This window comes from Kutzneria kofuensis (assembly GCF_014203355.1).
Classification (GTDB): domain Bacteria; phylum Actinomycetota; class Actinomycetes; order Mycobacteriales; family Pseudonocardiaceae; genus Kutzneria; species Kutzneria kofuensis.
Map to the genome: position 1 here is coordinate 2569277 of NZ_JACHIR010000001.1, position 22878 is coordinate 2592154.

Consider the following 22878-nt stretch of genomic DNA (forward strand, 5'->3'; position numbering starts at 1 on the left):
GGGGCCCGCTTGGTCAGATGTTCAGCTGACGGTCACTTCTCCGTCGGGTCGTCGCTACCCGTGACGGCCGCGGTCAGCGCCTCGGACGGCGCCGGGGTGTGGCCGTACTCGGCCTCCAGCCGCAGCCGCTCCACCATGTGCGGGTAGTGCAGCTCGAAGGCCGGACGCTCGGAGCGGATCCGCGGCAGCGAGGTGAAGTTGTGCCGCGGCGGCGGGCAGGACGTCGCCCACTCCAGCGAGTTGCAGTAGCCCCACGGGTCGTCCACCTCGACGACCTCGCCGTAGCGGTAGCTGCGGAACACGTTCCAGATGAACGGCAGCGTGGAGGCGCCCAGGATGTACGCGCCGATGGTGGACACCGTGTTCAGCGTGGTGAAGCCGTCGCTGGACAGGTAGTCGGCGTACCGCCGCGGCATGCCCTCCGCACCCAGCCAGTGCTGCACGAGGAACGTGGTGTGGAAGCCGATGAACGTGGTCCAGAAGTGCAGCTTGCCCAGGCCCTCGTCCATCATCCGGCCGGTGATCTTCGGGAACCAGAAGTAGATGCCCGCGTAGGTGGCGAACACGATGGTGCCGAAGAGCACGTAGTGGAAGTGCGCCACCACGAAGTACGAGTCGGACACGTGGAAGTCGATCGCCGGCGCGGCCAGCAGCACGCCGGTCAGGCCGCCGAAGAGGAAGGTGATCAGGAAGCCGACGCTGAACAGCATCGGCGTCTCGAAGGTCAGCTGCCCCTTCCACATGGTGCCGATCCAGTTGAAGAACTTCACACCGGTCGGGACCGCGATCAGGAAGGTCATGAACGAGAAGAACGGCAGCAGCACGGCGCCGGTGGCGTACATGTGGTGGGCCCACACGGTCACCGACAGGGCCGCGATGCCCAGCGTGGCGTAGATCAGGCCCTTGTAGCCGAACAGCGGCTTGCGGCTGAACACCGGGAAGATCTCCGACACGATGCCGAAGAACGGCAGCGCGACGATGTAGACCTCGGGATGGCCGAAGAACCAGAACAGGTGCTGCCAGAGGATCACGCCGCCGTTGGCCGGGTCGAACACGTGCGCGCCCAGGTGCCGGTCCGCCAGCAGGCCGAACAGGGCCGCGGTCAGGATCGGGAAGGCCAGCAGCACGAGGATCGAGGTGACCAGGATGTTCCAGGTGAAGATCGGCATCCGGAACATGGTCATGCCGGGCGCGCGCAGGCAGACCACCGTGGTGATCATGTTGACGCCGCCGAGGATGGTGCCCAGACCACCGAGGATCAGGCCGGTGATCCACATGTCCGCGCCGACGCCGGGCGAGTGGACCATGTCCGACAGCGGGGTGTAGGCGAACCAGCCGAAGTCGGCGGCGCCACCCGGGGTCAGGAAGCCGGCGACGACGATCGTGCCGCCGAACAGGTAGGCCCAGTAGGCGAACGCGTTCAGCCGCGGGAAGGCGACGTCCGGCGAGCCGATCTGCAGCGGCAGCACGAAGTTGGCGAAGCCGAACACGATCGGCGTCGCGTACAGCAGCAGCATGATCGTGCCGTGCATGGTGAACAGCTGGTTGAACTGCTCCTGCGAGAGGAACTGGAGCCCGGGCCGGGCCAGCTCGGTACGCATGAGCAGGGCCATCGCGCCGCCGATGATGAAGAAGGCGAACGAGGTGACCAGGTACATGATTCCGATCTGCTTGTGGTCCGTCGTACGGAACAACCGCAGCAGGAGGGAACCCTTGACCGTCGTTCGCGTCGGGTAGGGACGCGTAGCGATCGGCTGCGGTGCTACGGCCGTCACGATGCCTCCAGCCAGTGTCATCTCGGGAAACCACCTGGGATCGTAGACCGGCGAGATCGGGTCAGCTCGGCTGGGCCGGCACTGGGGAAATCGAGTGACCCCCGTCACTGCCCGTGACAGCATCTTCCGGCATGGAACAGGCGATTCGGGCGGCGGTCTCCTACGCCGCCGCCCACGGGATCCGGTCGGCCGAGCCCGCCGTGCTCAAGAACGGCAGCAATGTGCTGGTCCACCTGCGGCCGGCGCCGGTCGTGGCCCGCGTCGCCGGCACCACCGGCCTGGTCCGGCACCCGGTCGCCGACTGGTTCGCCCGGGAGCTCTCCGTGGTGGATCACCTGGCCGGGCGGGGCCTCCCGGTCGTCTCCCCCAGTTCCGAGCTGCCCCGCGGCCCGGTCGCGCACGACGGCATGACCATGACGTTCTGGCGTTTCGTGCCACATGATCGTTCTGCATCGATCAAGCCGGTCGACTTCGCCGAGTCGCTGGCCCAGCTGCACCGGGCGCTGGCCGACTACTCGGGTCCGCTGCCCGCGACGGGGCCGTTGGACGACGTCCTGCTGGGGCTGCCGTTCGCCGACGAGCACGCCGAGGCGCTGCGGGCGGAACACTCGCGCCTGTCCGCCCTCCTGCCGCTTGGTGGTCGGGCGCTGCACGGCGACGCGCATCCCGGCAACGTGCTGGCGACGCCCTCCGGCCTGGTGTGGAACGACTTCGAGGACACCTGGCGCGGGCCGCTGGAGTGGGATCTGGCCATCCTGGCCAGGACGAAGCTGCTGGACGGCGAGGCCGCGCTGGCGGCGTATCCCGACCCGTACGACGCGGACCTGGTGGAGTTGTGCCGGGAGATCCGGTGGCTGCAGGTGCAGATCTGGCTGCAGGCGAGCGCGGTCCGAAACCCCGCCCGGCGGGCCGAGGCAGCTTCCGAAATGGCCCGCTGGTCGGAGACTCGTTGACAGTTCTCGCGAGGCCGCGCCGGCGCCTGGACCGGAGCCGTATTTCGATCGCCCGCCACCCGACGCACCCACCGTACGAGCCGACGCGGGCGGTCGAAATACGGCAAGGGAAGGCGCCGGTCACGAGCGGCCTCGCCCCGCGCGGAACGCGCGGCATGGGCACAGTGACACAACCCATTTGATGTGGTACGCCAGTGCAGGTGACCGACTTCGTGACGGTGATCGCGCTCGGCGGAACCATCGCCATGGCCAGGCCGGCCGACGGCAGCACGGGGGCCGTTCCGGCGCTCGATGTCGACGAGCTGCTGGCGTCCGTGCCGGGGCTGGGCGAGGTCGGCGTGCCGCTGCGCACGATCGCGTTCCGGTCGCTGCCGGGCGCCTCGGTCGGCTTCGACGACCTGACGGCGCTGGCCGAGCTGATCACGGCCGAGATCGACGCCGGCGCCCGCGGCGTGGTGGTCACGCAGGGCACCGACACGATCGAGGAGACGGCGTTCTTCCTCGACACGAGCGTGCTGGACGGCGCGCCGGTGGTGGTCACCGGCGCGATGCGCAACCCGTCGCTGGCCGGCGCCGACGGCCCGGCCAACCTGCTCGCCGCCGTGCAGGTGGCGGCCAGCGAGCAGGCCGACGGGCTGGGCTGCGTGGTGGTGTTCGCCGACGAGGTGCACGCCGCGAGGTACGTCACCAAGGCGCACAGCGCAAGCATCGCCGCCTTCGTGTCACCGAACACCGGGCCGATCGGCTACGTCGTGGAGGGCTCGCTCCGGCTGCTGAACCGGCCGGCCGACGTGCTCAAGGTGTACGTCCCGCAGGGCGCGCCGGAGCCGACGATCGGCCTGGTCACGGTCACCCTCGGCGACGACGGGGCCGTGCTCAAGGCGATCGGCGACGCCGTGGACGGGCTCGTGGTGGCCGCGTTCGGGGCCGGCCACGTGCCGGTGGCCATGGTCGAGCCGCTGACCGCGCTCGCCCAGCGGATGCCGGTGATCCTCGCCTCCCGCACGGGCGCCGGGCCGGTGCTGGCCGAGACCTACGGCTTCCCCGGGTCCGAACAGGACCTGCTGCGCCGCGGCCTGATCGGGGCCGGCTTCCTCAGCCCCGTCAAGGCCCGCATCCTGCTGCGGCAGCTGCTGGCCGCCAGAGCCGGGACCGACGACATCCGGAAGGCGTTCATCGGCGAGGAGTGAGGCAGTGGCTCGTCCGTCCATCAACCCCGTCGTGTGGCAGCCGCCGGCCGCGCCCGAGCGGGCCCGGCGCTCGGACAGCGCGCCGCCGATGCCCGCGCCGCGGGTGCTCGCCGTGAACGGGACCGGCCCCGAGGATGTCGTCGTCGACGAGCAGGGCCGGCTGGTGACCGGCGTCGAGGACGGCCGGATCCTGCGGCTGTCCGACGACGGCCGGCGAATCGACCAGGTCGCCGACACCCAGGGCCGGCCGCTGGGCGTCGAGCTGCTCGGCGACGGCCGGCTGCTGGTCTGCGACGCCGAACGCGGGCTGCTCGCCGTCGATCCCGAGGGCGGCTCGGTCGAAGCGCTCGTCGCCGGCCGGGAGCTGGCCGCCGGCCGGCCGCTGCGCCTGTGCAACAACGCCGCCGTGGCCCGGGACGGCACCGTCTTCTTCACCGACTCCACCCAGCGCTTCGGCGTCGAGCACTTCATGGCCGACCTGCTCGAACACGGCGGCACCGGCCGGCTGCTGCGCCGGGACGTCTCCGGCGAGGTCACCGAGCTGTTGGACGGCCTCCAGTTCGCCAACGGCGTCGCGCTGTCCGCCGACGAGTCGTACGTGGCGGTGGCGGAGACCGGCTCGTACCGGATCAGCCGGGTGTGGCTGGACACCGGCCGGAGCGAGGTCCTCGCCGACAACCTGCCGGGCATCCCCGACAACCTCAGCACCGGCGCGGACGGCCTGATCTGGGTCGCCCTGGCCACGCCGCGCAACCCCGTGCTGGACTGGACCGCGTCCCGGAATCCGTTGCTACGCAAGGCAACCTGGGCGCTGCCGCCCTCCGTGCTGACCAGGTTCGAGGTTCGCACCACCTGGGTGGTCGCCATCGACGACTCCGGCGCCATCGTGCGGGACCTGCAGACCTCGGCGCCCGGCTACCACATGGTCACCGGCGTCCGGCAGCACGGCGGCAAGCTCTACCTGGGCAGCCTGCGGGAACAGGGCATCGCCGTCATCGACCTGTGAGGCCCTCGACGAAGGACCGGAAGTCGGCGGCCAGCGGCAACTCCGTGTTCTGGTCGGCGTCGAGCCACACCACCGAGGGCTCACCGGGGCGGCGGTAGTCCAGGGCGATCCACGTGTGACCGTCGCCGGACAACGGCACGACGCCGGCGGGAAGGCCCCACTCCTCGATCAGGGCGGGGGCGTCGAGCAGCGAAGTCACGCCCCTGGTGCGGCCGATGCCCATCAGGTCGGGCAGCGGCACATGGTCGTCGGCCCAGGAAGTCGGCGCGGAGGTCGGGAACCGCCGCCGGCCACAGGCGACGCCGCCGCCGTTCTGGATACGCAGGAGGTCGAGCAGGGCGGCGGGCAGCGTGACGCCGAGCAGGGCCTCGGCCTCCCGGACGTCCTCGTCGGTCAGCGGCGGCTGAACGTCGTAGGTGCCGTCACCCCAGAACGCGACCTTGATCTCGTCGAAGTCCGCCACCCGGGCAGCCTAGGCCCGTGACCGCCGGATGTGCAGGTAGCTCCACTGCCGGCCTACGGCCGGATGGGCGACACTCGTGCCATGGCACGGCTACGGGGGTTGGGGCTGGTTGCGCTGGCGGCGCTCGGCCCGGTCCTGGCCGTGCTCGACCTCGTGGCCCTGCTGTTCGGCGTGACTCCGCTGGTGCTGCGGATCCGGCGGATGCCGGTGATGGCCCGCAGGCTGGCCGGCGAGTGGTGTGGCGTGCCGATCGCGGAGCCGTATCAGCCGGCACCGCCGCCGCCTCGGCCGCGGCCCGACGGCATGTACGAGGTGCGGAGGCGGCTGTACCGCCATCCGCACATGCCCGCGTACCGGCAGCGTGCCCACTGGCTGGCCTCGGACGGGGCGACCTGGCTGGATCTGTTGTGGCTGGTGGCCAACCCGGTCGCCGGCACGGTGCTGGGGCTGGCGGCGGTGGTCGTCGGGCAACGGGGGCTGCGCTGGCACGGGCGGTGGACGCGAGCACTGCTCGGGGCGCGCCGGCCGTGGCCGAACTGGGTGAAGGACCGGGTCGTCCTGGTCCTGGACGGCGCGCAACTGGCCGTGCAGTCGCTGGCCGGCCTGCTGCTGGCGGCGTTGCAACTGGTCACGGCGGCGCTGGCGCTGGCCGGTGTCACCTGGCCGTTGATCGTGCTGATCGAGAACTCCCGCGGCTTCACCAACTACTACCGGCGGCGGGTCGGTGGCATCGACGAGCCGTACCGACCGGCCCCGCCCGTGCCGCGGCCGGAGCCGGACGGGCGGTACCGGGTCGGCCGGCGGATGTTCCGGTCGCCGACGGTCCCGGTGCGGCTGGCGCGGCTGTACTGGCTTACCGGGGATCCGGCCTCCGGCCGGGACTTCCTGTGGATGCTGCTGAACCCACTGGTCGCCGTGACTCTGTTGGCGGCGCCGTGCGCCGCCCTGTTGGTGGGCTTCGCCCAAGTGACCACGGTGGTCACGTACCTGTGGCGCCACAACCAACCGTGGTGGCAGCTGCCGGCCGGCGCGGCGGCGGTGGCGGTGGCGCTGGTCCTGGCCCCGACGTTGCGTCGATGGCACGACCGCTGGACGCCGGTGCTGCTCGCCCCGACCAAGGCCGCCCGGCTGGCGCAGCGGGTGGAGCGGCTGACCGAGACCCGGGCCGACGCCGTCGACACCCAGGCCGCCGAGCTGCGCCGGATCGAGCGGGACCTGCACGACGGCGCGCAGGGCCGGCTGGTCGCGATGGGCATGGCGCTGCGCACCGTGGAGCGGCTGCTGGACGTGGATCCGAAGACGGCCCGCCGGCTGATCGTGGAGGTGCGGGAGAACACGGCGACCGCGCTGAACGAGATCCGCGAGCTGGTGCACGGCATCCACCCGCCGGTGCTGGCCGAACGCGGCCTCGCGGACGCGATCCGGGTGGTGGCGCTGGACTGCCCGCTGGACGTGGAGGTGGCCGCCGACCTGCCCGGACGGCTCGACCCACCGGTCGAGTCGGCCGCCTACTTCGCCGTGCGGGAGCTGCTGACCAACGCCGCCAAGCACTCCGGTGCGTCGAATGTCCGGGTCGACGTGCACCACGCCGACGAGTTGCTGCGCATCCACGTGCACGACGACGGTCACGGCGGCGCGGACCCGGCCGGCGGCACCGGGCTGCTGGGCATCCGGCGCCGGCTCGGTACCTTCGACGGCGTCCTGGACGTGCACAGCCCCGTCGGCGGCCCAACCACACTGACGCTGGAGATCCCGTGCGTGTTGTCATCGCGGAGGACGTCTACCTCCTCCGAGCCGGGCTGACCCGGCTGCTGGAGGCGTACGACTTCGAGGTGGTCGCCGCCGTCGAATCCGGGCCGGAGCTGCTGGCGGCGCTGATCGAGCACAATCCGGACGTGGCCGTGGTCGACGTGCGGCTGCCGCCGACGTTCACCGACGAGGGGCTCCGCGCCGCCATCGCGGCCCGTCGGACCCATCCCGGGTTGCCGGTCGTCGTCCTGTCCCAGCACGTCCAGCAGCTCTACGCCCGTGAACTGCTGGCTGACGGCGGCGCCGGCGTCGGCTACCTGCTCAAGGACCGCGTGTTCAACGACGAGCAGTTCGTGGACGCCCTGCGGCGGGTCGCCGCCGGTGGCACCGCGATGGACCCCGACGTGGTGGCGAAGCTGATCAGCGGCACGCCGCCGCTGGCCACGCTCAGCCCGCGGGAACGCGAGGTGCTGGAGCTGATGGCGCAGGGGCGGTCCAACGCCGCCATCGGGCAGCGGCTGCACCTGTCCGACAGCGCCGTGAGCAAGCACATCGCCTCGATCTTCGGCAAGCTCGGGCTGGCCGCGTCCGACGACGACAACCGGCGGGTACTAGCCGTTCTCGCACACATCACGGGCAATTCGTCACACAACCACCCCTGACCCCCTAGATTGCCTACGATCGACGGGTGAAGTTGCTCGCGGTCAGCGACCTGCACGTCGCGTACGAGGAGAACCGGACGATCACCGAGGGGCTGCGCCCCGAGTCGGACGACGACTGGCTGATCGTCGCCGGCGACGTGGGCGAGATGTCCTCGGACATCGAGTGGGCGCTGGGCCTGCTGCGGGAGCGCTTCGCCAAGGTGATCTGGGTGCCCGGCAACCACGAGCTGTGGACGCCGAAGGACGACCCGGTGCAGCTGCGGGGCGTCGAGCGCTACGACTACCTCGTGGAGATGTGCCGGCGGCTCGACGTCGTGACGCCCGAGGACGACTACCCGATCTGGGACGGCGAGGGCGGTCCGGCGGTGATCGCGCCGCTGTTCCTGCTCTACGACTACACGTTCCGTCCCGAGGGCACCCATAACAAGGAAGAGGCGCTGGCCAAGGCGCACGAGGCCGGCGTCGTCTGCACCGACGAGTACTTCCTGTTCCCCGACCCGTATCCCAGCCGCGAGGCCTGGTGCGAGGCGCGGGTCGAGCTGACCGAGAAGCGGCTGTCGGCGCTGCCGCCGGACCTGCCGACCGTGCTGATCAACCACTGGCCGATGGTGCGGGAGCCCACGCGGGTCATGTACTACCCCGAGTTCGCGCAGTGGTGCGGCACCGTGCTCACCGCCGACTGGCACACCCGGTTCCGCTCCGCCTGTTCGGTGTACGGGCATCTGCACATTCCCCGCACCACTCACTACGACGACGTGCGGTTCGAGGAGGTTTCCGTGGGCTATCCGCGGGAGTGGAAGAAGTGGGGGCGCTCCGAGGGGTGGCTGCGCCAGATCCTGCCGGTGAAGCCGTGATCGAGGAGCTGCTGCCTTCTTCGGTGGCCTACGCCGAGGCGTTCGACGACCACTCCGCCGTGGAGCTCTTCCCCGAGGAGGAGGCCGTCATCGCCCGCGCCGTCGACAAGCGGCGCCGGGAGTTCTCCACCGTCCGGTACTGCGCCCGCCAGGCCATGAAGTCCCTCGGCCTGCCCGAAAGCCCTGTGCTGCCGGGGGAACGGGGCGCTCCACAGTGGCCGGACGGGGTCGTCGGCAGCATGACCCACTGTCTTGGCTACCGCGCGGCCGCTTTGGCGTGGGGCAGGGACATCGTCACCATCGGCATCGACGCCGAGCCCGACGAGCCCCTGCCCGAGGGAGTCCTCGACGCCATCGCGCTGCCGTCCGAGCGGTCGGTTCACGGCCGGCTTCTGTTCAGCGCCAAGGAAAGCGTGTACAAGGCCTGGTTCCCGCTCGCCCGGACATTCCTCGACTTCTCCGAGGCCGAACTGTCCTTCGGCGACGGCGTGTTCTCCGCCCGGATCCTCGTTCCCGGCCCCGTCAGCGGCTTCTCCGGCCGCTGGCTCATCCGCGACGGCTTCGTGCTGACCTCCATCGTGGTCCCCGTTGCCTGACATCGCTTGGCGCGCGGCGGTTTCCGCCCTCGGCGGCACGCCCGTCGACACCGACATCGTCGCGCGCTACAGCGAGCCCCACCGCCGCTACCACGACCTCCGCCACGTCCGCTCCGTCGTCCGCGACGCCGTCACGCTGGTTCCCTTGTCCTCGCCGGAAAAGGCCGTGTTGATCCTCGCCGCCTGCGCCCACGACGTCGTCTACGACGCCGTCCCCGGCACCGACGAGCACCGCAGCGCCGACTGGGCCCGTACCTGGCTCACCCGCTCCGGCTTGGAGTCCGCCGCCTCCCGCGTCTCCGACCTCGTGCTCATGACCATCAAGCACGCCGCCGACCCTACGGATCACGTCGCCTGCGCCCTGCTGGACGCCGACCTCGCCATCCTCGGCTCCCCCGCTGCCGACTACGACGCCTACGCCTCGGCCGTGCGCCAGGAGTACTCCGCCGTCCCCGACGACTCCTGGCGCACCGGCCGCTCCCGCGTCCTGCACTCCCTACTCGATCGGGACCGCCTGTTCCTCACCCCCGCCGGCCGCGACCGCTGGGAGGCCGCGGCGCGGCGGAACCTCGCCCGTGAGCTGGAGTCGCTGCGTCAGTAGAGGTTGTTGGCGTAGGTGGGGCCGTAGTAGCGCTCCAGCTCGGCCAAGGGGTCCTCGGGGCGTTCGAGGGCCTTGGCGATGGCGGGGCGGGAGGCTACGGAGTCGGGGTCCCAGGTCTCCGGTCGCCAGAGGGCGGAGCGGAGGAAGGCCTTGGCGCAGTGGTGGAAGACCTCGTCGATGTCGACGAGCATGACGATCTTGGGGCGGTGGCCCTTGACGACCATCTGGTCGAAGAAGGGGGCATCGGAGAGGAGGCGGGCGCGGCCGTTGATGCGGAGGGTGTCGCCGCGGCCGGGGAGGAGGTAGAGCAGGCCGACATGGGGGTTGGAGAGGATGTTGCGCCAACCGTCGACGCGGCGGTTTCCGGGGCGGTCGGGAACGGCGATGGTGCGGTCGTCGAGGACGAGGGTGAAGCCGGGGGGATCACCCTTCGGTGAGACGTCGCAGCTGCCGTCGGCGGCGCTGGTGGCGATGAGGCAGAAAGGCGAGGCGGCAAGCCACTGCCGGTCCAGCTCGTGCAGCGCAGGCCGCACCTTCTCGGCGACCCGTTTGACGGGCTCACCGACAAGCTCGCTGAGCTCGTCAACCGATGTGATCTCGCGCAAGGTCTCCCCCCTCGTCGACGGACGATCCGCGGTCGACATTACGCGTCCTGGCGTACGGAAGGCTGCCCGCACAACGGGATCGCATCGACCACGGAGATGGCACGATCGGTCACTCTGCGAGCACGTCGCCGAAAAGGGCGCGGTTTGCGGGATTCGGCGTACCCGGTACGCGAAACTTGACCGCGCGGCCGACCGCAACCATCTACCCTTGCGGACCGGAACAGGCATAGTTGAGCCGGTCAGCACCCACCCCAGGGGGACGTCAGCACCGTGAACCGCACGTTCCAGGTCGACCTGCGCGGCGTCGTGGACCTGCTCAGCCATCACCTGTACGCGAGTCCCCGGGTCTACCTGCGCGAGCTGCTGCAGAACGCGGTGGACGCGGTGACGGCGCGGCAAGCGGGTGTCCCGGACGCGCCGGCGGAGATCCGCGTGGTCACCGGGCCGGCGGCGGTCACCGTGACGGACACCGGGATCGGGTTGACCGAGGCGCAGGTGCACGAGCTGCTGGCGACCATCGGCCGCAGTTCCAAGCGGGACGAGCTGGGCTTCGCGCGCCACGAGTTCCTCGGCCAGTTCGGCATCGGCCTGCTGTCGGCGTTCCTCGGCGCGGACGAAGTCAAGGTGACGACGCGGGCCGAGGGCGCGCCGGCGGTGCTGTGGACGGGGCGGGCCGACGGCACGTACGACATCAAGCCGGCGCAGCGCGACGAGGTCGGCACGACGGTGGAGCTGACCGCCCGCCCCGGCGCGGAGCAGTGGTTCGAGCCGCCGACGGTCGTCGAGCTGGCCCGCCTGTACGGATCGATGCTGCCGGTGCCGGTCACGGTGGACGGCGCGCCGGTCAGCGGCGCCGGCACGCCGTGGCGGGACGACGACCGCGAGCCGGGCCAGCGACGGGCGGACCTGGTCGGCTACGCGCAGGAGACACTGGGCTTCACCCCGTTCGACGTGATCGACCTGGCGGTGCCGGAGGCAGGCCTGACCGGCGTCGCCTACGTGTTGCCGTTCCCGGCGAACCCGGCCGAGCACGCCGGCCACCGCGTCTACCTGAAGGGCATGCTGCTCACCGAGAGCGCGCAGGGGCTGCTGCCGGACTGGGCGTTCTTCGCCCGCTGCGTGGTCGACGCGGGCGAGCTGCGGCCGACCGCGAGCCGCGAGGCGCTGTACGCGGACAACCTGCTCGACACGACCAGGCAGGCGCTGGGCGACCAGCTGCGCGGCTGGCTGGTCGGGCTGGCCCGCGCCGACCAGGCCCGGCTGCACAAGTTCCTCGGCGTGCACCACCTGGGCGTGAAGGCCCTGGCCCTGCACGACGACGACATGCTGCGGCTGGTCGAGCAGTGGTGGCCGATGGAGACCAACGTCGGCCGGATGACGCTGGCGGACTTCCGCGCCCAGCACGGCGAGATCCGCTACTGCGCCACCGCCGACGACTTCCGGCAGCTGGCCGGCGTGGCCGCGGCCCAGGACATCGCGCTGGTCAACGGCGGTTACACGTACGACGCGGAGATCATCGAACGGCTGCCGGCGATCGAGCCGGGGCTGACCGTCTCCCGGCTGGACCCGACCGACCTGGCGACCCGGTTCGACGCAGTGCCACCGGCGACCGAGCTGGCACTGCGGCCGTTCCTGGCCGCGGCGCAGCGGGCGATGGACCGGCTGGGCTGCGAGGTGGTGCTGCGCTCCTACGAGCCGGCGTCGCTGCCGGTGCTGTTCCTGGTCGACCGGTCCGCGGCGTTCCAGGCCGAGCTGCGGGCCACCAAGCAGCGGGTGGACGAGCTGTGGGCGGGCGTGCTGTCGGCGTTCGACAAGCCCGCCGACGACCGGCCGCAGCTGGTGCTCAACCACCGCAACCCGCTGGTCCGGCGGGTGTGCGGGCTGACCGACCCGAACCTGGTGGGGCTGTCGGTGGAGGCGCTGTACGGGCAGGCGCTGCTGCTGGGCTACCACCCGATCCGGCCGGCCGACGCGGCGCTGCTCAACCGGTCCTTCCTCGGCCTGCTGGACCAGGCCGTGCCGACCGAGGGGAACCTGTGAGCGAGCTTGCGAGCGAACCACCGAGCACTGCGCCCTTGGCCGCAGACCCTCCGAGCGCTAGCGAGGAGGGTCTGTGAGCCAATCCGAGGAGGAGCTGGCCGACAGACTCGACCAGGTCGCCCGCATGCCGTACGGGCGGGGCCAGGTGGCGGCGATCGAGGAGCTGCTGCGGCACGTGGACGCCAGCGGCAGCGACAACCTCAAGTACGTCACCCGGCTGCTGGCCACCACCGCGTACCAGTACGGCGGCGAGCCGGCGAAGGCGTTCGTCACCTTCTCCTGGTGCCTGGCCGCCTACGACCGCGGCGAGGGCGACCCGGCGCAGGACCACCATCTGTTCTGGTACTTCAAGTGGATGGTCAGCTCGCTGACCATGTTCCCGGAGGTGCCGCTGGACCGGACGTACGGCGTGCTCGACGACATGGAGCGCCGCTACCGGCTGGCCGGGCACACGCTGAACCCCGTGCACCAGCACCGCCGCCTGGTCGCGCAGCACATCGGCGACCGGGAGACCGCGGCCGAGCAGTACCGGCTGTGGTGCGCCACGCCGCGCGGCGCGATGGCCGACTGCATCGGCTGCGAGCCGACCGCGAAGGTGGCGTACCTGGCCTGGGAGGGCCGGCACGAGGACGCGGTCGCGCTGGCGCTGCCGGTGCTGGACGGCCAGATGACGTGCATCGAGCAGCCGCACAGCATCCTCACCGAGCTGCTGGTGCCGTACCTGCGCACGGGTCGGCTGACTGAGGCCGCCGACGCGCACCGCACCGCGTACCGGGCGATCCAGAGCAACCGGGCCGAGCTGTCCTCGGTCGCCGACCACGTGGGCTTCTGCACCCGCACCGGCAACCACGCGCGGGCGCTGGAGCTGGTGGAGCGGCACTTGGGCTGGCTGGAGGAGCCGCCGACCCCGTTCGCGGACATGCGGTTCAGTGCCATGGCTGCCGGGGCGTTGGACCGCATCGTCGCCGCAGGCCACTCAGGTTTGACCGTACGGCGAGGGTCTGACGAAGTCGGCGTGGCGGCGCTGCGTGACGAGCTGACCGAGCGGGCGCTGGCGCTGGCGGCCCGGTTCGACGCCCGCAACGGCACCGACGAGGTGGGCCGGCTGACCGCCGAGGCGATCGCCGCCGAGCCGCTGGTCGACCACCTGCCGCTGTCCGGTCCGGCCCGCAAGGCGGCCGCCCGGCCCGCGCCGGAGCCACCTGAGGTGGAGCTGCCGGAGTCGCCCGGGGAGCTGGCCGAGCTGGCCGAGGCGCAGTGGGCGCGGGCGGACATCGCCGAGGCGCTGGCCACCTGGGAGCGGTTCGACCAGGTGTGTGCCGAGCCCGAGGGCGTGCTGCTGGCCCGGCGGTTGAACGCGCTGGGCGCGGTGCAGGCCGGGCAGGACCCCGAGCTGGCCGAGCAGACCTGGCGGCGGGCGGCCGAGCTGTGCGCCGAGGCCGGCGACGAGGCGCGCCGGCAGTCGCTGCTGGGCCGGGTGGCGATGCTGTACTGCCTCACCGAACGCGGCGAGCAGGGCTATCCGCTGCTGGTCGAGACGTGCGCGGAGATCGGCCGGGTCGGCGACGCGGACCGCCGGCTCGCGGCCCAGCTGCGGCTGGTCGCCGGGCTGCAGGCGCTGCACCGGCACGACGAGGCCGACGAGGTGCTGGCCGGGTTGGACCCGCTGGTCGCCGAGTCGGGCAAGCCGGACCTCGCCGCCCAGGTCGCGTTCGAACGGGCCCAGCGCAGCGGGTCCGTCGAGGACGCGGAGCGGGCGGTGGAGTTGTGGCGCGCGGTCGGGCCGTGCAACGCGCTGAGCCGGGCCGTCGTGGTCGCGGGCAATGCCTACGCCCGGACCGGCGACCTCGCGCGGGCGTACCAGGTGATGGCGGACGCCGTCACCGCGACCGATCCGCACCTGCGGGGCCGAGCCGCGCACCAGCGCGGGCGCATGGCCCTCGACCTGGACCGGGCGAAGGACGCCTACGAGTCGCTGGTCGACGCCATCGCCGCCCTGACCGCGGGCGAGGAGCGGGTCGGCGTCGCGTACGCGCAGGTCGACCTGGCCGCCGCCTGCCTGGGCCTGGACCGGCCCGGCGAGCTGGCCGACTGCGTCGAGGACGCGCTGCCGGTGCTGCTACGGGTCGGCGACGCCGACGAGACCGCCCGGGCCCGCTTCCTGCTGTCCAAGGCGTACCGGGCGCTCGGCCGCGGCGTGCAGGCCCTTGAGCTGCTGGACCAGGTCGCCGACCACTGCCGCGAGGGCGGCAACCCCGCCGGCACCGGACAGATGCTGTCGGCGTCCGCCGAGATCCTGGACTCGCTGGACCGCGACGCCGAGGCCGCGCAGCGGTTCGCCGAGGCCGCCGAGGCGTATCACGAGGCCGAGCTGCCGATCGACGAGCTGTCCTGCCGGCGGCAGTGCGCCACGTCGTGGCTGTGGGGTGGTGAGCACGAGTTGGCCGTCGAGGCCCTGGGGGCAGCCGACGTGCTGGCCGCCGAGCTCGGCGAGGCCGAGCCGGCGCTGGTGTGGGAGCAGGCGATGCTCGGCTACGACGGGGCCCGGGTGCTGGCCAACACCGAGCGGTTCGGGGAGGCGCTGGTCCGGGTCGCGCCGTGCGCCGAACGGTTCCGGCGGCTGCAGGCGTACACCGAGGCCGCGATGGCGGAGGCGCTGCGCGGACGGCTGCTGGTCGATCTGGACCGGCTGCCCGAGGCGGAGCAGGTTCTCACGGGAGCGTTGGCGGCCCTGCCGGCGGAGTTGCACGGGCCGAGGCAGCAGCTGGCGGCTTTGTTGGAACGGATCAGGAGTTAGGGAGGCCACGGGTCCGATCAGGGGGAGGGGACCCGTGGCGAGACTGTGATGGGGTGCGCGACACGCGCGGTGTGATTGCGACGCGGCGGATCCGTCCTGGTGCGGACGACCAGGGCGGACCCGCCGCGCCGCGGGTCCGTCGGCGCGCCGTAGCGGGGCCGGCGGCCGACAAGCCCTCCGGACCCACCGGCTCGTACCGGCTGCGCGGCCGGTGGGTCGTCGTCTCCCCCCAGTGCGGGCGCCAGTCCGGAGACTTCCCACCACTGAGGAGACCCCTCTGCCCCTCAGTGACGAACGGGGGTCGTCACCGCTGGAACCTCATCCCCGAAACGCCCCGCCTTCCCCAACGAGGACCTTTCGGAAACGCACCCGGACGAGCATGTCAGCCGGCGGCGGGGGGCGAACCCCTGTGCGTGGTTCCGGTCCGTAAAATGCCTGCTCAGATGGGGAAGATGGTTTTCCGGTCCGGACGGGGCGGCCGGCAGAGACGACTACGGACGGGCCGCGACACATGAGCAGTTCGGGACCGGTGCTGGGGCCTCGCGGGCAGTTCGCGGAGCGGTTCGCGCTGCTGTACGCGGAGGCCGGCGAGCCGCCGCTGAAGCGGGTCACCGAGTCGGTGGCGCGCGCCCGGAAGGTGGACGAGCGGGGCCGCCCGGTCCGGGTGCCGGCGCAGCGGGTGAGCGACTGGCGGCGCGGCCGGAACGTGCCGGCGCGGTTCTCGGCGCTGGCGGCCGTGCTGGAGGTGTTGGTCGGCGAGGCGCGCAAGCTGCGGGCGACGCCGGTCGTGGAGGGCCTGTACGACCTGACGGACTGGCGCCGGCTGTGGGAGCAGGCGCTGGCGAGCCCGGTGACCTCGGACGCCGAGGACCAGCCGGAGCAGCAACAGCCGTCCGAGGATGTCGGCGCCTGCCCGTACCGGGGTCTGGCGGTGTTCCGGCAGGAGGACGCGGGCTGGTTCTACGGCCGGGAGCGGAGCACGGCGTCGCTGGTGTCCCGGCTGGCGTCGGCGGTGCGGACCGGCGGCATCGTGATGCTGGTCGGCGCGTCGGGCGCGGGCAAGTCGTCGCTGATGCGGGCCGGGCTGGGGCCGGCGGTGCAGGAGGGCGCGCTCGGCCCCGGCGCGTGGCCGACGGTGGTGCTGACCCCGACCGTGGATCCGCTGAAGGAGCTGGTCCGGCTGGTGCCGGAGCTGGCCGAGGCGGTGGACGACGGGCTGGCCGAGTTCGACGAGGACAAGTTCACGGCCCAGGTCCGCGAGGCGATGGCGTCCTACGGCGAGCGGGTCGCCGGCCCGGGCGCGCGCCCGGTGCTGATGGTCGACCAGTTCGAGGAGACGTTCACCCTCTCGGACGACGAGGCGCGGCGCGGGCTGTTCGTGGCGGCGCTGCACGCCGCGTGCACGGGCGAGGGCCAGGCGCTGGTGGTGCTGGGCGTGCGGGCCGACTTCTACGGCCGCTGCCTGGACTACCGGGAGCTGGCCGAGGCGCTGCAGGACCGGCAGATGGTGCTGGGCGCGATGACGGTCGCCGAGCTGCGGGAGGCGGTGGCGCGGCCGGCCCGTGCGGTGGGCCTGCAGCTGGAGTCGGGCCTGGTCGACCTGATGCTGTCGGACCTGGGCGTGAACACGTCCCGCAACGGCCAGGGCAGCTACGACGCGGGGGCGCTGCCGCTGTTGTCGCACGCGCTGCTGGCCACCTGGCAGCGCCGGCAGGCCGGCCGGATGACCGTGGCCGGCTACCGCGCGGCCGGCGGCATCCAGGGGGCGGTCGCCGCGACGGCCGAGCGGGCCTGGGCCGACCTGGACGCGGCCGGTCAGGCGGCGGCCCGGCCGGTGCTGCTGCGGCTGGTCCGCGTGGGCGAGGACACCCAGGACACGCGCCGCCGGTCCAGCCGGCAGGAGCTGCTGGAGCAGGCGGTCAACCCGGCGGCCGCGGCCGAGGCCCTGGAGGTGCTGGCCCGGGCGCGGCTGATCACACTGGACGCCGGCATCGTGGAGATCACCCACGAGGCGCTGCTGCAGGCGTGGCCGCGGCTGCGCGGCTGGATCGACCGGGACCGCGCCGGCAACCTGCTGCGGCAGCGGCTGGAGGAGGACGCCGAGAGCTGGGAGGCCGAGCACCGGGACTCCTCTCTGCTGTACCGGGGCGGCCGGTTGGAGGCGGCCCAGCAGTGGGCCCGATCGGCCGACCCGGGTGCGCTGACCACCGTGGCCAAGGCGTTCCTCGACGACGCGATCCGGCACCGCCGCCGGGCGACCTGGCTGCGCCGGTCCGGGGTGGCGGCGGCCGCGGTGCTGGTGACGATCGCCGTGGTCGCCGCGACGCTGGCCTTCAACCAGCGGGACGACGCGCTGTACACGGGCGTGCTCGCGGCGGCGGACAACGCCATGACCACCGACCCGTCCCTGGCCGCGCAGCTGGCGCTGGTGGCGCACCGGATGCGGCCGGACGACCCGGCCGCGTCCTCGCGGGTGCTGTCCTCGGCCTCGGCGCCGCTGGCCACCGTGCTCGACGGGCACACCGGCGCCGTGTACCTGACCACGTTCAGCCCGAACGGCACGCTGCTGGCCACCGCCAGCTACGACAACACGGTCCGGCTGTGGGACGTGCGCGACCGGCAGCGGCCGGTGCCGATCGGCAAGCCGATCACCGGCTTCGGCAGCTGGGTCAGCTCGGCGGTGTTCAGCCCCGACGGCAGGACGCTGGCCGCGGCCGGCGACGACCATCTGGTGCGGCTGTACGACATCGCCGACCCCGCGCACCCCCGGCTCATCGGCGCGCCGCTCAACCAGGACACCGGCACCATCTACCTGATCGCCTTCAGCCCGGACGGCAAGACCCTGGCCGCCGCGTGCGAGCACCAGAAGGCTCAGCTGTGGGACGTCCACGACATCGAACACCCGACGCCGCTGGCCGCGCTGACCGGGCACACCAACCCGGTGCGGTCGATCGCGTTCAGCCCGAACGGCCGCTACCTGGCCGCCGGCGGCGACGACCGGACCGTGCTGTTGTACGACGTGTCGAACCCGCGGGTGCCGGTCCAGGTCGGGGTCCCGCTGGGCGGCTACAAGGACACCGTGCACTCGGTGGCGTTCAGCCCGGACGGCTCGATGCTGGCCAGCGGCAGCGGGGACGGCTCGGTCCGGTTGTGGGACGTGCGCGACCCCGCGTCGGCCCCGGAGATCGGGCTGCCGCTGAGCGGGCTGAGCCCGCAGTGGTCGGTGGCGTTCACGCCGGACGGCCGGATCCTCGGCTCGGCCGGCCAGGACGGCTCGGTCCGGTTGTGGAACCTGGCCAACCCGGCGCAGCCGGGCCTGATCGGGCAGCCGCTGACCGGCAACGACCTGTACGCGCTCGGTTTCAGCCCGGACGGCCGGACCCTGGCCACCGGTGGCGGCGACACCGAGGTGCGGCTGTGGACCATGCCGTCCCCGCTGGGCATCGGGCAGGCCGGCTCGATGGAGCCGCCCACCCCGCGACCGGACGGCAAGGTGGTGGCGACCGGGGCCGCCGACGGCTCGGTGCGGCTGTGGGACACCTCCGACCCGACGCAGCTGCGCCAGGTCGGCTCGATCACCGGGTTGGAGGGCGTCAGCCAGGTGGAGTTCACGCCGAACGGCCGGGTGCTGGTCGTCACCGGCGGCAACAAGGGGATCCGGCTCTACGACGTGTCCGACCCGGCGCACCCTCGGCAGCTGGGGCCGCCGATCCCGCTGGAGACCCGCTACTCGTCGATGCTGGCGATCAGCCCGGACGGCCGGTTCATGGCCACCGACCGGGACGACCACAGCGCCCAGCTCTACGACATCGCCGATCCCGCGCACCCGAAGCCGCTGGGCCGGCCGGTGATCAAGCACGGGGACCGGCCCAGCGACTACATCTACGACGCCGTGTTCACGCCGGACGGCAAGACGTTGATCACCGCCAGCGCCACCAACACCGTGCGGCTGTGGGACATCTCCGACCCGGCCGACCCCAAGCCGCTCGGCGAGCCGCTGACCGGGCACGACGACGCCGTCAAGGTGCTGGCGCTCTCAGGCGACGGGCGAACCCTGGCCACCGCCGGCGACGACGACTTCGTGCTGCTGTGGGACATCAGTGACCCCGCGCGACCGCGCCAGCTCGGCCGGCTCACCGGCTACGCCAAGGGCATTCAGACGGTGGAGTTCAGCGCCGACGGCAAGGCCGTGATCACCGGCAACCCGGACCAGGGCGTGCGGATGTGGGACGTGTCCGACCCGGCCAAGCCGGTGGCCATGGGTTTGTCGGTGGTGCAGCGCAACCTGGCCAGCGACGCCGCCGCGTACCTGCCCGGCACCGACTACATCGTCTACACCACCAACTCGGACTCGGCGGTGCGGACCATGGACCTGGACGTGGACCACGCCGTCGACCGGATCTGCTCGGCCACCCGCAACGTGCTCACCCAGTCCGTCTGGAACCTGCACCTCCCCCAGCTCCCCTACGACCCACCCTGCAAGTGAACCCCCGCGAGTCACGCTCTCAGGCACACCGAATGTAAGTCTGCGGCACCCCCGATCGGGTGTGCGCGAAACCTACATTCGGTGTGCTCCAGAGCGTGACTCGCCGGGGGTTCGGTAGTGGAGGGCGGCGTGGCGCTGGGCGGTGATGCGTTGGGCGATCAGCACGTCGGCGTCGGCGAACAGGGCCTGCCAGTTCGGCAGCCGGGTGGTCTGGCCGGCGTGCTGGCGGGCCAGCCAGGTGGCGGCCGGCGTGAGGTAGCCGGGGGCCAGGTCGGCGACGGCGACGAGGAGGGCGACGTCCTCCGACCGCGGGGACGCGGCCCAGCCGCCGAGCGCCCGCACGGCGACGGTCCGCAGGGTCAGACCGGCGGGGTGGATGGGCACGCCGCCGTGGTCGACGAAGTACTGGGTCAGCGCCCCACGCTCGACCCGGCCGGCGGCGAGGTCCAGTTGCACGGACCGCCGGCTGCCGTCGGACAGCAGGTCGTCGCCCTGGCCGGCGACCCAATGGATGTCGGGGTGTTGGGCGAAGGCATCGATGGCGACGGCGAGTCCGTGCGGCAGCAGTAGGTCGTCGGAGTCGAGCACGTGCACCAGCTCGCCGCCGGCCCGGGCCAGCGCCAGGTTCCTCGTCACGGCGACACCGAGCGGCTCGCCGTTGGCCCCGTAGCGCGCGAACGGGAAGCCGTCGACGAGGTCGCGCAGCGCCGGTGAGGGGCCGTCCTCCTGGACGATCCACTCCAGCTCCCAGCCGGCCGGAAGCTCCTGCGCGGCAACGGATTTCCCCGCCTCGACCAGCAGCTCCGCCCGGTCGGCCAGCACCGGCGTGAGCACGGACACCAGCGGCATCAGGCGCCCAACTCCAGGCCGAGCTCGCGCAGCGCCGCCAGGCGCTGGCGGACCATGGTCATCGACTCCTCGCGCAGCGTCCGCCAGCCGTGCTCGCCGGTGGTCTGCGAGGCGTGCCACCGGTGTAGCCACGTCACTTCCGGCGTGATGTAGCCGGGCGTCAACTCGGCCAGCGCGACGAACAGGGCGCTGTCCTCGGATCGCGGATTCGCGCCCCAGCCGCCGAGCGCGCGGACGGTCCGGGTGCGCATGGTCAGCCCGGCGCAGTGGATCGGCGGCTCGCCGCGCTCGGCGGTGAACTCGTTGATCTTGCCGGCCTCGACGTAGCCGGCCGGGTACTCCAGCGCGAACGACTTGCGGGTGTCGTCGGGCAGCAGGTCGTCGGCCTGCGCGGCGACCCAGTGCACTGCGGGATGCGCCCGGAACGCTTCCAGCGCAACAGAAAGAGCGTCGGGCAGCAGCTCGTCGTCGGAGTCGAGCACGTGCACCAGCTCACCGTCGACCCGGGTCAGCGCGAGGTTGCGGGTGGTGGCGATGCCGAGCTGCTCGCCGTGCGCGGCGTGCCGGGCGAACGGGAACCGCTCCACCACACCGGCCAGCGACGGCTCGGGGCCGTCCTCCTGGACCACCCACTCCAGCCGCCACCCGTCGGGAAGCCGTTGCGCGGCAACGCTTTCCCCGGCCCGGGCGAGCAGGTCGGCCCGGCCGGCGTGGGCCGCGGTCAGCACGGACAGCAGTGGCATCAGTTCGTCCCCATCCGCAGCCCCAGTGCCCTGGCGGCGGCAAGTCGTTGGTGGATCATCAGGTACGACTCGGCGTGCAGCGTGCCCCAGCCGGGTTGCCGCACCGTCTGCCCGTCGTGGCAGCGGTAGACCCAACTCGGTGTGGCATCGACATATCCGGGCGTCAGCTCGGAGATCGCCGCCACGAGTTCGATGTCCTCGGCCCGCGGGTTGGCACACCAGCCGCCGACGGCCCGCACGGTCGCGGTCCGCGCGGTCAGGCCGGCGCAGTGGATCGGCGAGCGCCGGTGCTCCCGCACGTACGCGCCGATCGCGCCGGGGCCGTGCAACCCCTCGGGCAGCAACTGGAAGTACACCGCGTCGGCCATCCGGGGGCGGCCGGCCACCCAGTGGATCTCCGGATACGCGGCGAACCTCGCCAGAGCGCCGGCCAGGGCACCGGGCAGGAGCAGGTCATCGGAGTCGAGCACGCGGACGAGTTCGCCGCGAACCCTTGCCAGCGCCAGGTTTCTCGTCACCGCAACGCCCAACTGCTCGCCGTTGGCCTGGTATTCGGCGGCCGGCACGGCGTCGGCGAGGCCGGGGTTCGAACCGTCCTCCTGGACGACCCACTCCAGCTCCCAGCCGGGCGGAAGCTCCTGCGCCGCAACGGATGCGCCGGCGGCGGCCAGCACCTCGGCGCGGTCGCCGTGCACGGCCGTGAGCACGGACAGCAGCGGCATCAGACCCACGCCTTGAGTCGGCGCATCGACTCGATGCGCTGCCGGATCACCGTCCAGCAGGCGGGATCCAGGTCCGGCCAGTCGTCGGCGCGGGTCATCTGCCCGGGATGCTGCCGGTACAGCCAGGTGACCTCGGGCGTGTGGAAGCCGGCGGCGATCTCGGCGACGGCCACCACCAGCGCCATGTCCTCGGCCCGTGGCAGCGCCGCCCAGCCGCCGACCGCGCGGGCGAGGTCGGTGCGCAGCGTCAGGCCGGCCGGGTGGAACGGGCCGCGGCCGTGTTCGAGCAGGTAGTCGTTGACCGCGCCGGCCTCGACCCGGCCGGTCGGCGAGATCGGCTCGAAGCTCACCCGGCGGCCGTCCGGCATCAGGTTGTCGGCCTGGCCCGCGACCCAGCCGATGTCGGGGTGCCGATCGAACGCGTCGATCACCGTGGCCAGACCGCCGGGCGCCAGCAGGTCGTCCGAGTCAAGGACGTGAACCAGGTCGCCGCGGGCCCGGGACAGCGCCAGGTTCCGGGTGTCGGCCACCCCCATCCGGACCCCGAGCGCCCGGTGGGACGCCGCCGGAAAACCGGCCGCGACCTGCGCCAACACCGGCTCCGGGCCGTCCTCCTCGATGATCCACTCCAGCTCCCAGCCGGCCGGCAGGACCTGCGCGGCCAGGCTCTCGCCGGTGGCCGGCAGCAGCGCGGCGCGGTCGGCGTGCGCGGCGGTCAGCACCGAGACCAGAGGCATGACCGTGAACGTACTGGAGAGTCCCGTCGAATCATGCCCAGGGTGACCAA

General features: G+C 72.5%; 18 protein-coding genes. 11 read left to right on the forward strand and 7 right to left on the reverse strand.

All coding sequences use genetic code 11. The annotated features are described in order from the left end of the window. Window positions 1-32: 32 nt before the first annotated feature. On the reverse strand, window positions 33-1775 hold the full coding sequence (gene ctaD, locus BJ998_RS11890; RefSeq protein ID WP_184861154.1) for an aa3-type cytochrome oxidase subunit I: 1743 nt from the start codon (window positions 1773-1775) through the stop codon (window positions 33-35). Window positions 1776-1906: 131 nt separating this feature from the next. Between ctaD and BJ998_RS11895 the strand changes: the two genes are divergently transcribed. The 3 genes from BJ998_RS11895 to BJ998_RS11905 all read left to right on the forward strand — a co-directional run bounded on the left by BJ998_RS11895 (window position 1907) and on the right by BJ998_RS11905 (window position 4924). Further along, window positions 1907-2728 (forward strand): phosphotransferase, encoded by an 822-nt coding sequence (locus tag BJ998_RS11895; RefSeq protein WP_184861156.1) that lies wholly within the window; start codon window positions 1907-1909, stop codon window positions 2726-2728. Window positions 2729-2928: 200 nt separating this feature from the next. Next, the gene (locus BJ998_RS49125; RefSeq protein WP_312890060.1) at window positions 2929-3918 is read left to right on the forward strand and encodes an asparaginase; all 990 of its coding nucleotides are present in this window, start codon (window positions 2929-2931) and stop codon (window positions 3916-3918) included. A gap of 4 nt (window positions 3919-3922) precedes the next feature. Then, window positions 3923-4924, forward strand: coding sequence for an SMP-30/gluconolactonase/LRE family protein (locus tag BJ998_RS11905; RefSeq protein ID WP_312890061.1), 1002 nt, complete (start codon window positions 3923-3925; stop codon window positions 4922-4924). Here BJ998_RS11905 and BJ998_RS11910 read toward each other — a convergent pair. Further along, on the reverse strand, window positions 4911-5387 hold the full coding sequence (locus tag BJ998_RS11910) for an SMI1/KNR4 family protein (RefSeq protein WP_184861158.1): 477 nt from the start codon (window positions 5385-5387) through the stop codon (window positions 4911-4913). The two genes, BJ998_RS11905 and BJ998_RS11910, sit on opposite strands and share 14 nt — an antisense overlap. Window positions 5388-5468: 81 nt before the next feature. On the opposite strand from BJ998_RS11910, the gene BJ998_RS48580 reads away from it, so the two are divergent. Genes BJ998_RS48580 through BJ998_RS11935 form a run of 5 tightly spaced genes read left to right on the forward strand, consistent with a single transcriptional unit; the run spans window position 5469 to window position 9849 of the window. Then, on the forward strand, window positions 5469-7190 hold the full coding sequence (locus BJ998_RS48580; protein ID WP_184861160.1) for a sensor histidine kinase: 1722 nt from the start codon (window positions 5469-5471) through the stop codon (window positions 7188-7190). Then, window positions 7142-7798: a response regulator transcription factor gene (locus tag BJ998_RS47360; protein ID WP_184861162.1), complete on the forward strand. Its 657-nt coding sequence runs from the start codon at window positions 7142-7144 to the stop codon at window positions 7796-7798. Before BJ998_RS48580 ends, BJ998_RS47360 begins: the two co-directional genes overlap by 49 nt. 26 nt (window positions 7799-7824) lie before the next feature. Continuing rightward, a complete protein-coding gene (locus BJ998_RS11925) occupies window positions 7825-8652 on the forward strand; it encodes a metallophosphoesterase family protein (protein ID WP_312890062.1) in 828 nt (275 codons plus the stop codon). After that, the gene (locus BJ998_RS11930) at window positions 8649-9248 is read left to right on the forward strand and encodes a 4'-phosphopantetheinyl transferase family protein (protein WP_184861164.1); all 600 of its coding nucleotides are present in this window, start codon (window positions 8649-8651) and stop codon (window positions 9246-9248) included. Before BJ998_RS11925 ends, BJ998_RS11930 begins: the two co-directional genes overlap by 4 nt. Next, a complete protein-coding gene (locus tag BJ998_RS11935; RefSeq protein WP_221337975.1) occupies window positions 9241-9849 on the forward strand; it encodes an HD domain-containing protein in 609 nt (202 codons plus the stop codon). The genes BJ998_RS11930 and BJ998_RS11935 overlap by 8 nt, the downstream gene beginning before the upstream one ends. Here the strand turns inward: BJ998_RS11935 and BJ998_RS11940 are convergent. Further along, window positions 9843-10493 (reverse strand): pyridoxamine 5'-phosphate oxidase family protein, encoded by a 651-nt coding sequence (locus BJ998_RS11940; protein ID WP_184861166.1) that lies wholly within the window; start codon window positions 10491-10493, stop codon window positions 9843-9845. The two genes, BJ998_RS11935 and BJ998_RS11940, sit on opposite strands and share 7 nt — an antisense overlap. Before the next feature lie 231 nt (window positions 10494-10724). On the opposite strand from BJ998_RS11940, the gene BJ998_RS11945 reads away from it, so the two are divergent. From BJ998_RS11945 to BJ998_RS11955, 3 genes are all read left to right on the forward strand, one after another. Continuing rightward, a complete protein-coding gene (locus tag BJ998_RS11945; RefSeq protein WP_184861168.1) occupies window positions 10725-12494 on the forward strand; it encodes an HSP90 family protein in 1770 nt (589 codons plus the stop codon). 73 nt (window positions 12495-12567) lie between these two features. Next, a complete protein-coding gene (locus BJ998_RS11950; RefSeq protein WP_184861170.1) occupies window positions 12568-15291 on the forward strand; it encodes a hypothetical protein in 2724 nt (907 codons plus the stop codon). 511 nt (window positions 15292-15802) lie between these two features. After that, window positions 15803-19777: an nSTAND1 domain-containing NTPase gene (locus BJ998_RS11955; protein WP_184861172.1), complete on the forward strand. Its 3975-nt coding sequence runs from the start codon at window positions 15803-15805 to the stop codon at window positions 19775-19777. Between the two features lie 72 nt (window positions 19778-19849). Here BJ998_RS11955 and BJ998_RS11960 read toward each other — a convergent pair whose 3' ends face one another. The 4 genes from BJ998_RS11960 to BJ998_RS11975 are packed head-to-tail and all read right to left on the reverse strand — an operon-like array spanning window position 19850 to window position 22828. Then, window positions 19850-20626 (reverse strand): glycosyltransferase family 2 protein, encoded by a 777-nt coding sequence (locus BJ998_RS11960; protein ID WP_184861174.1) that lies wholly within the window; start codon window positions 20624-20626, stop codon window positions 19850-19852. Beyond that, window positions 20626-21369 carry a glycosyltransferase family 2 protein gene (locus BJ998_RS11965; RefSeq protein WP_184861176.1) on the reverse strand — a complete coding sequence of 248 codons (744 nt, stop codon included), beginning with the start codon at window positions 21367-21369 and terminating at the stop codon, window positions 20626-20628. Before BJ998_RS11965 ends, BJ998_RS11960 begins: the two co-directional genes overlap by 1 nt. Further along, the gene (locus tag BJ998_RS11970) at window positions 21369-22091 is read right to left on the reverse strand and encodes a glycosyltransferase (protein WP_184861178.1); all 723 of its coding nucleotides are present in this window, start codon (window positions 22089-22091) and stop codon (window positions 21369-21371) included. The genes BJ998_RS11965 and BJ998_RS11970 overlap by 1 nt, the downstream gene beginning before the upstream one ends. Continuing rightward, a complete protein-coding gene (locus BJ998_RS11975; protein WP_184861180.1) occupies window positions 22091-22828 on the reverse strand; it encodes a glycosyltransferase in 738 nt (245 codons plus the stop codon). Before BJ998_RS11975 ends, BJ998_RS11970 begins: the two co-directional genes overlap by 1 nt. Window positions 22829-22878 lie beyond the last annotated feature (50 nt).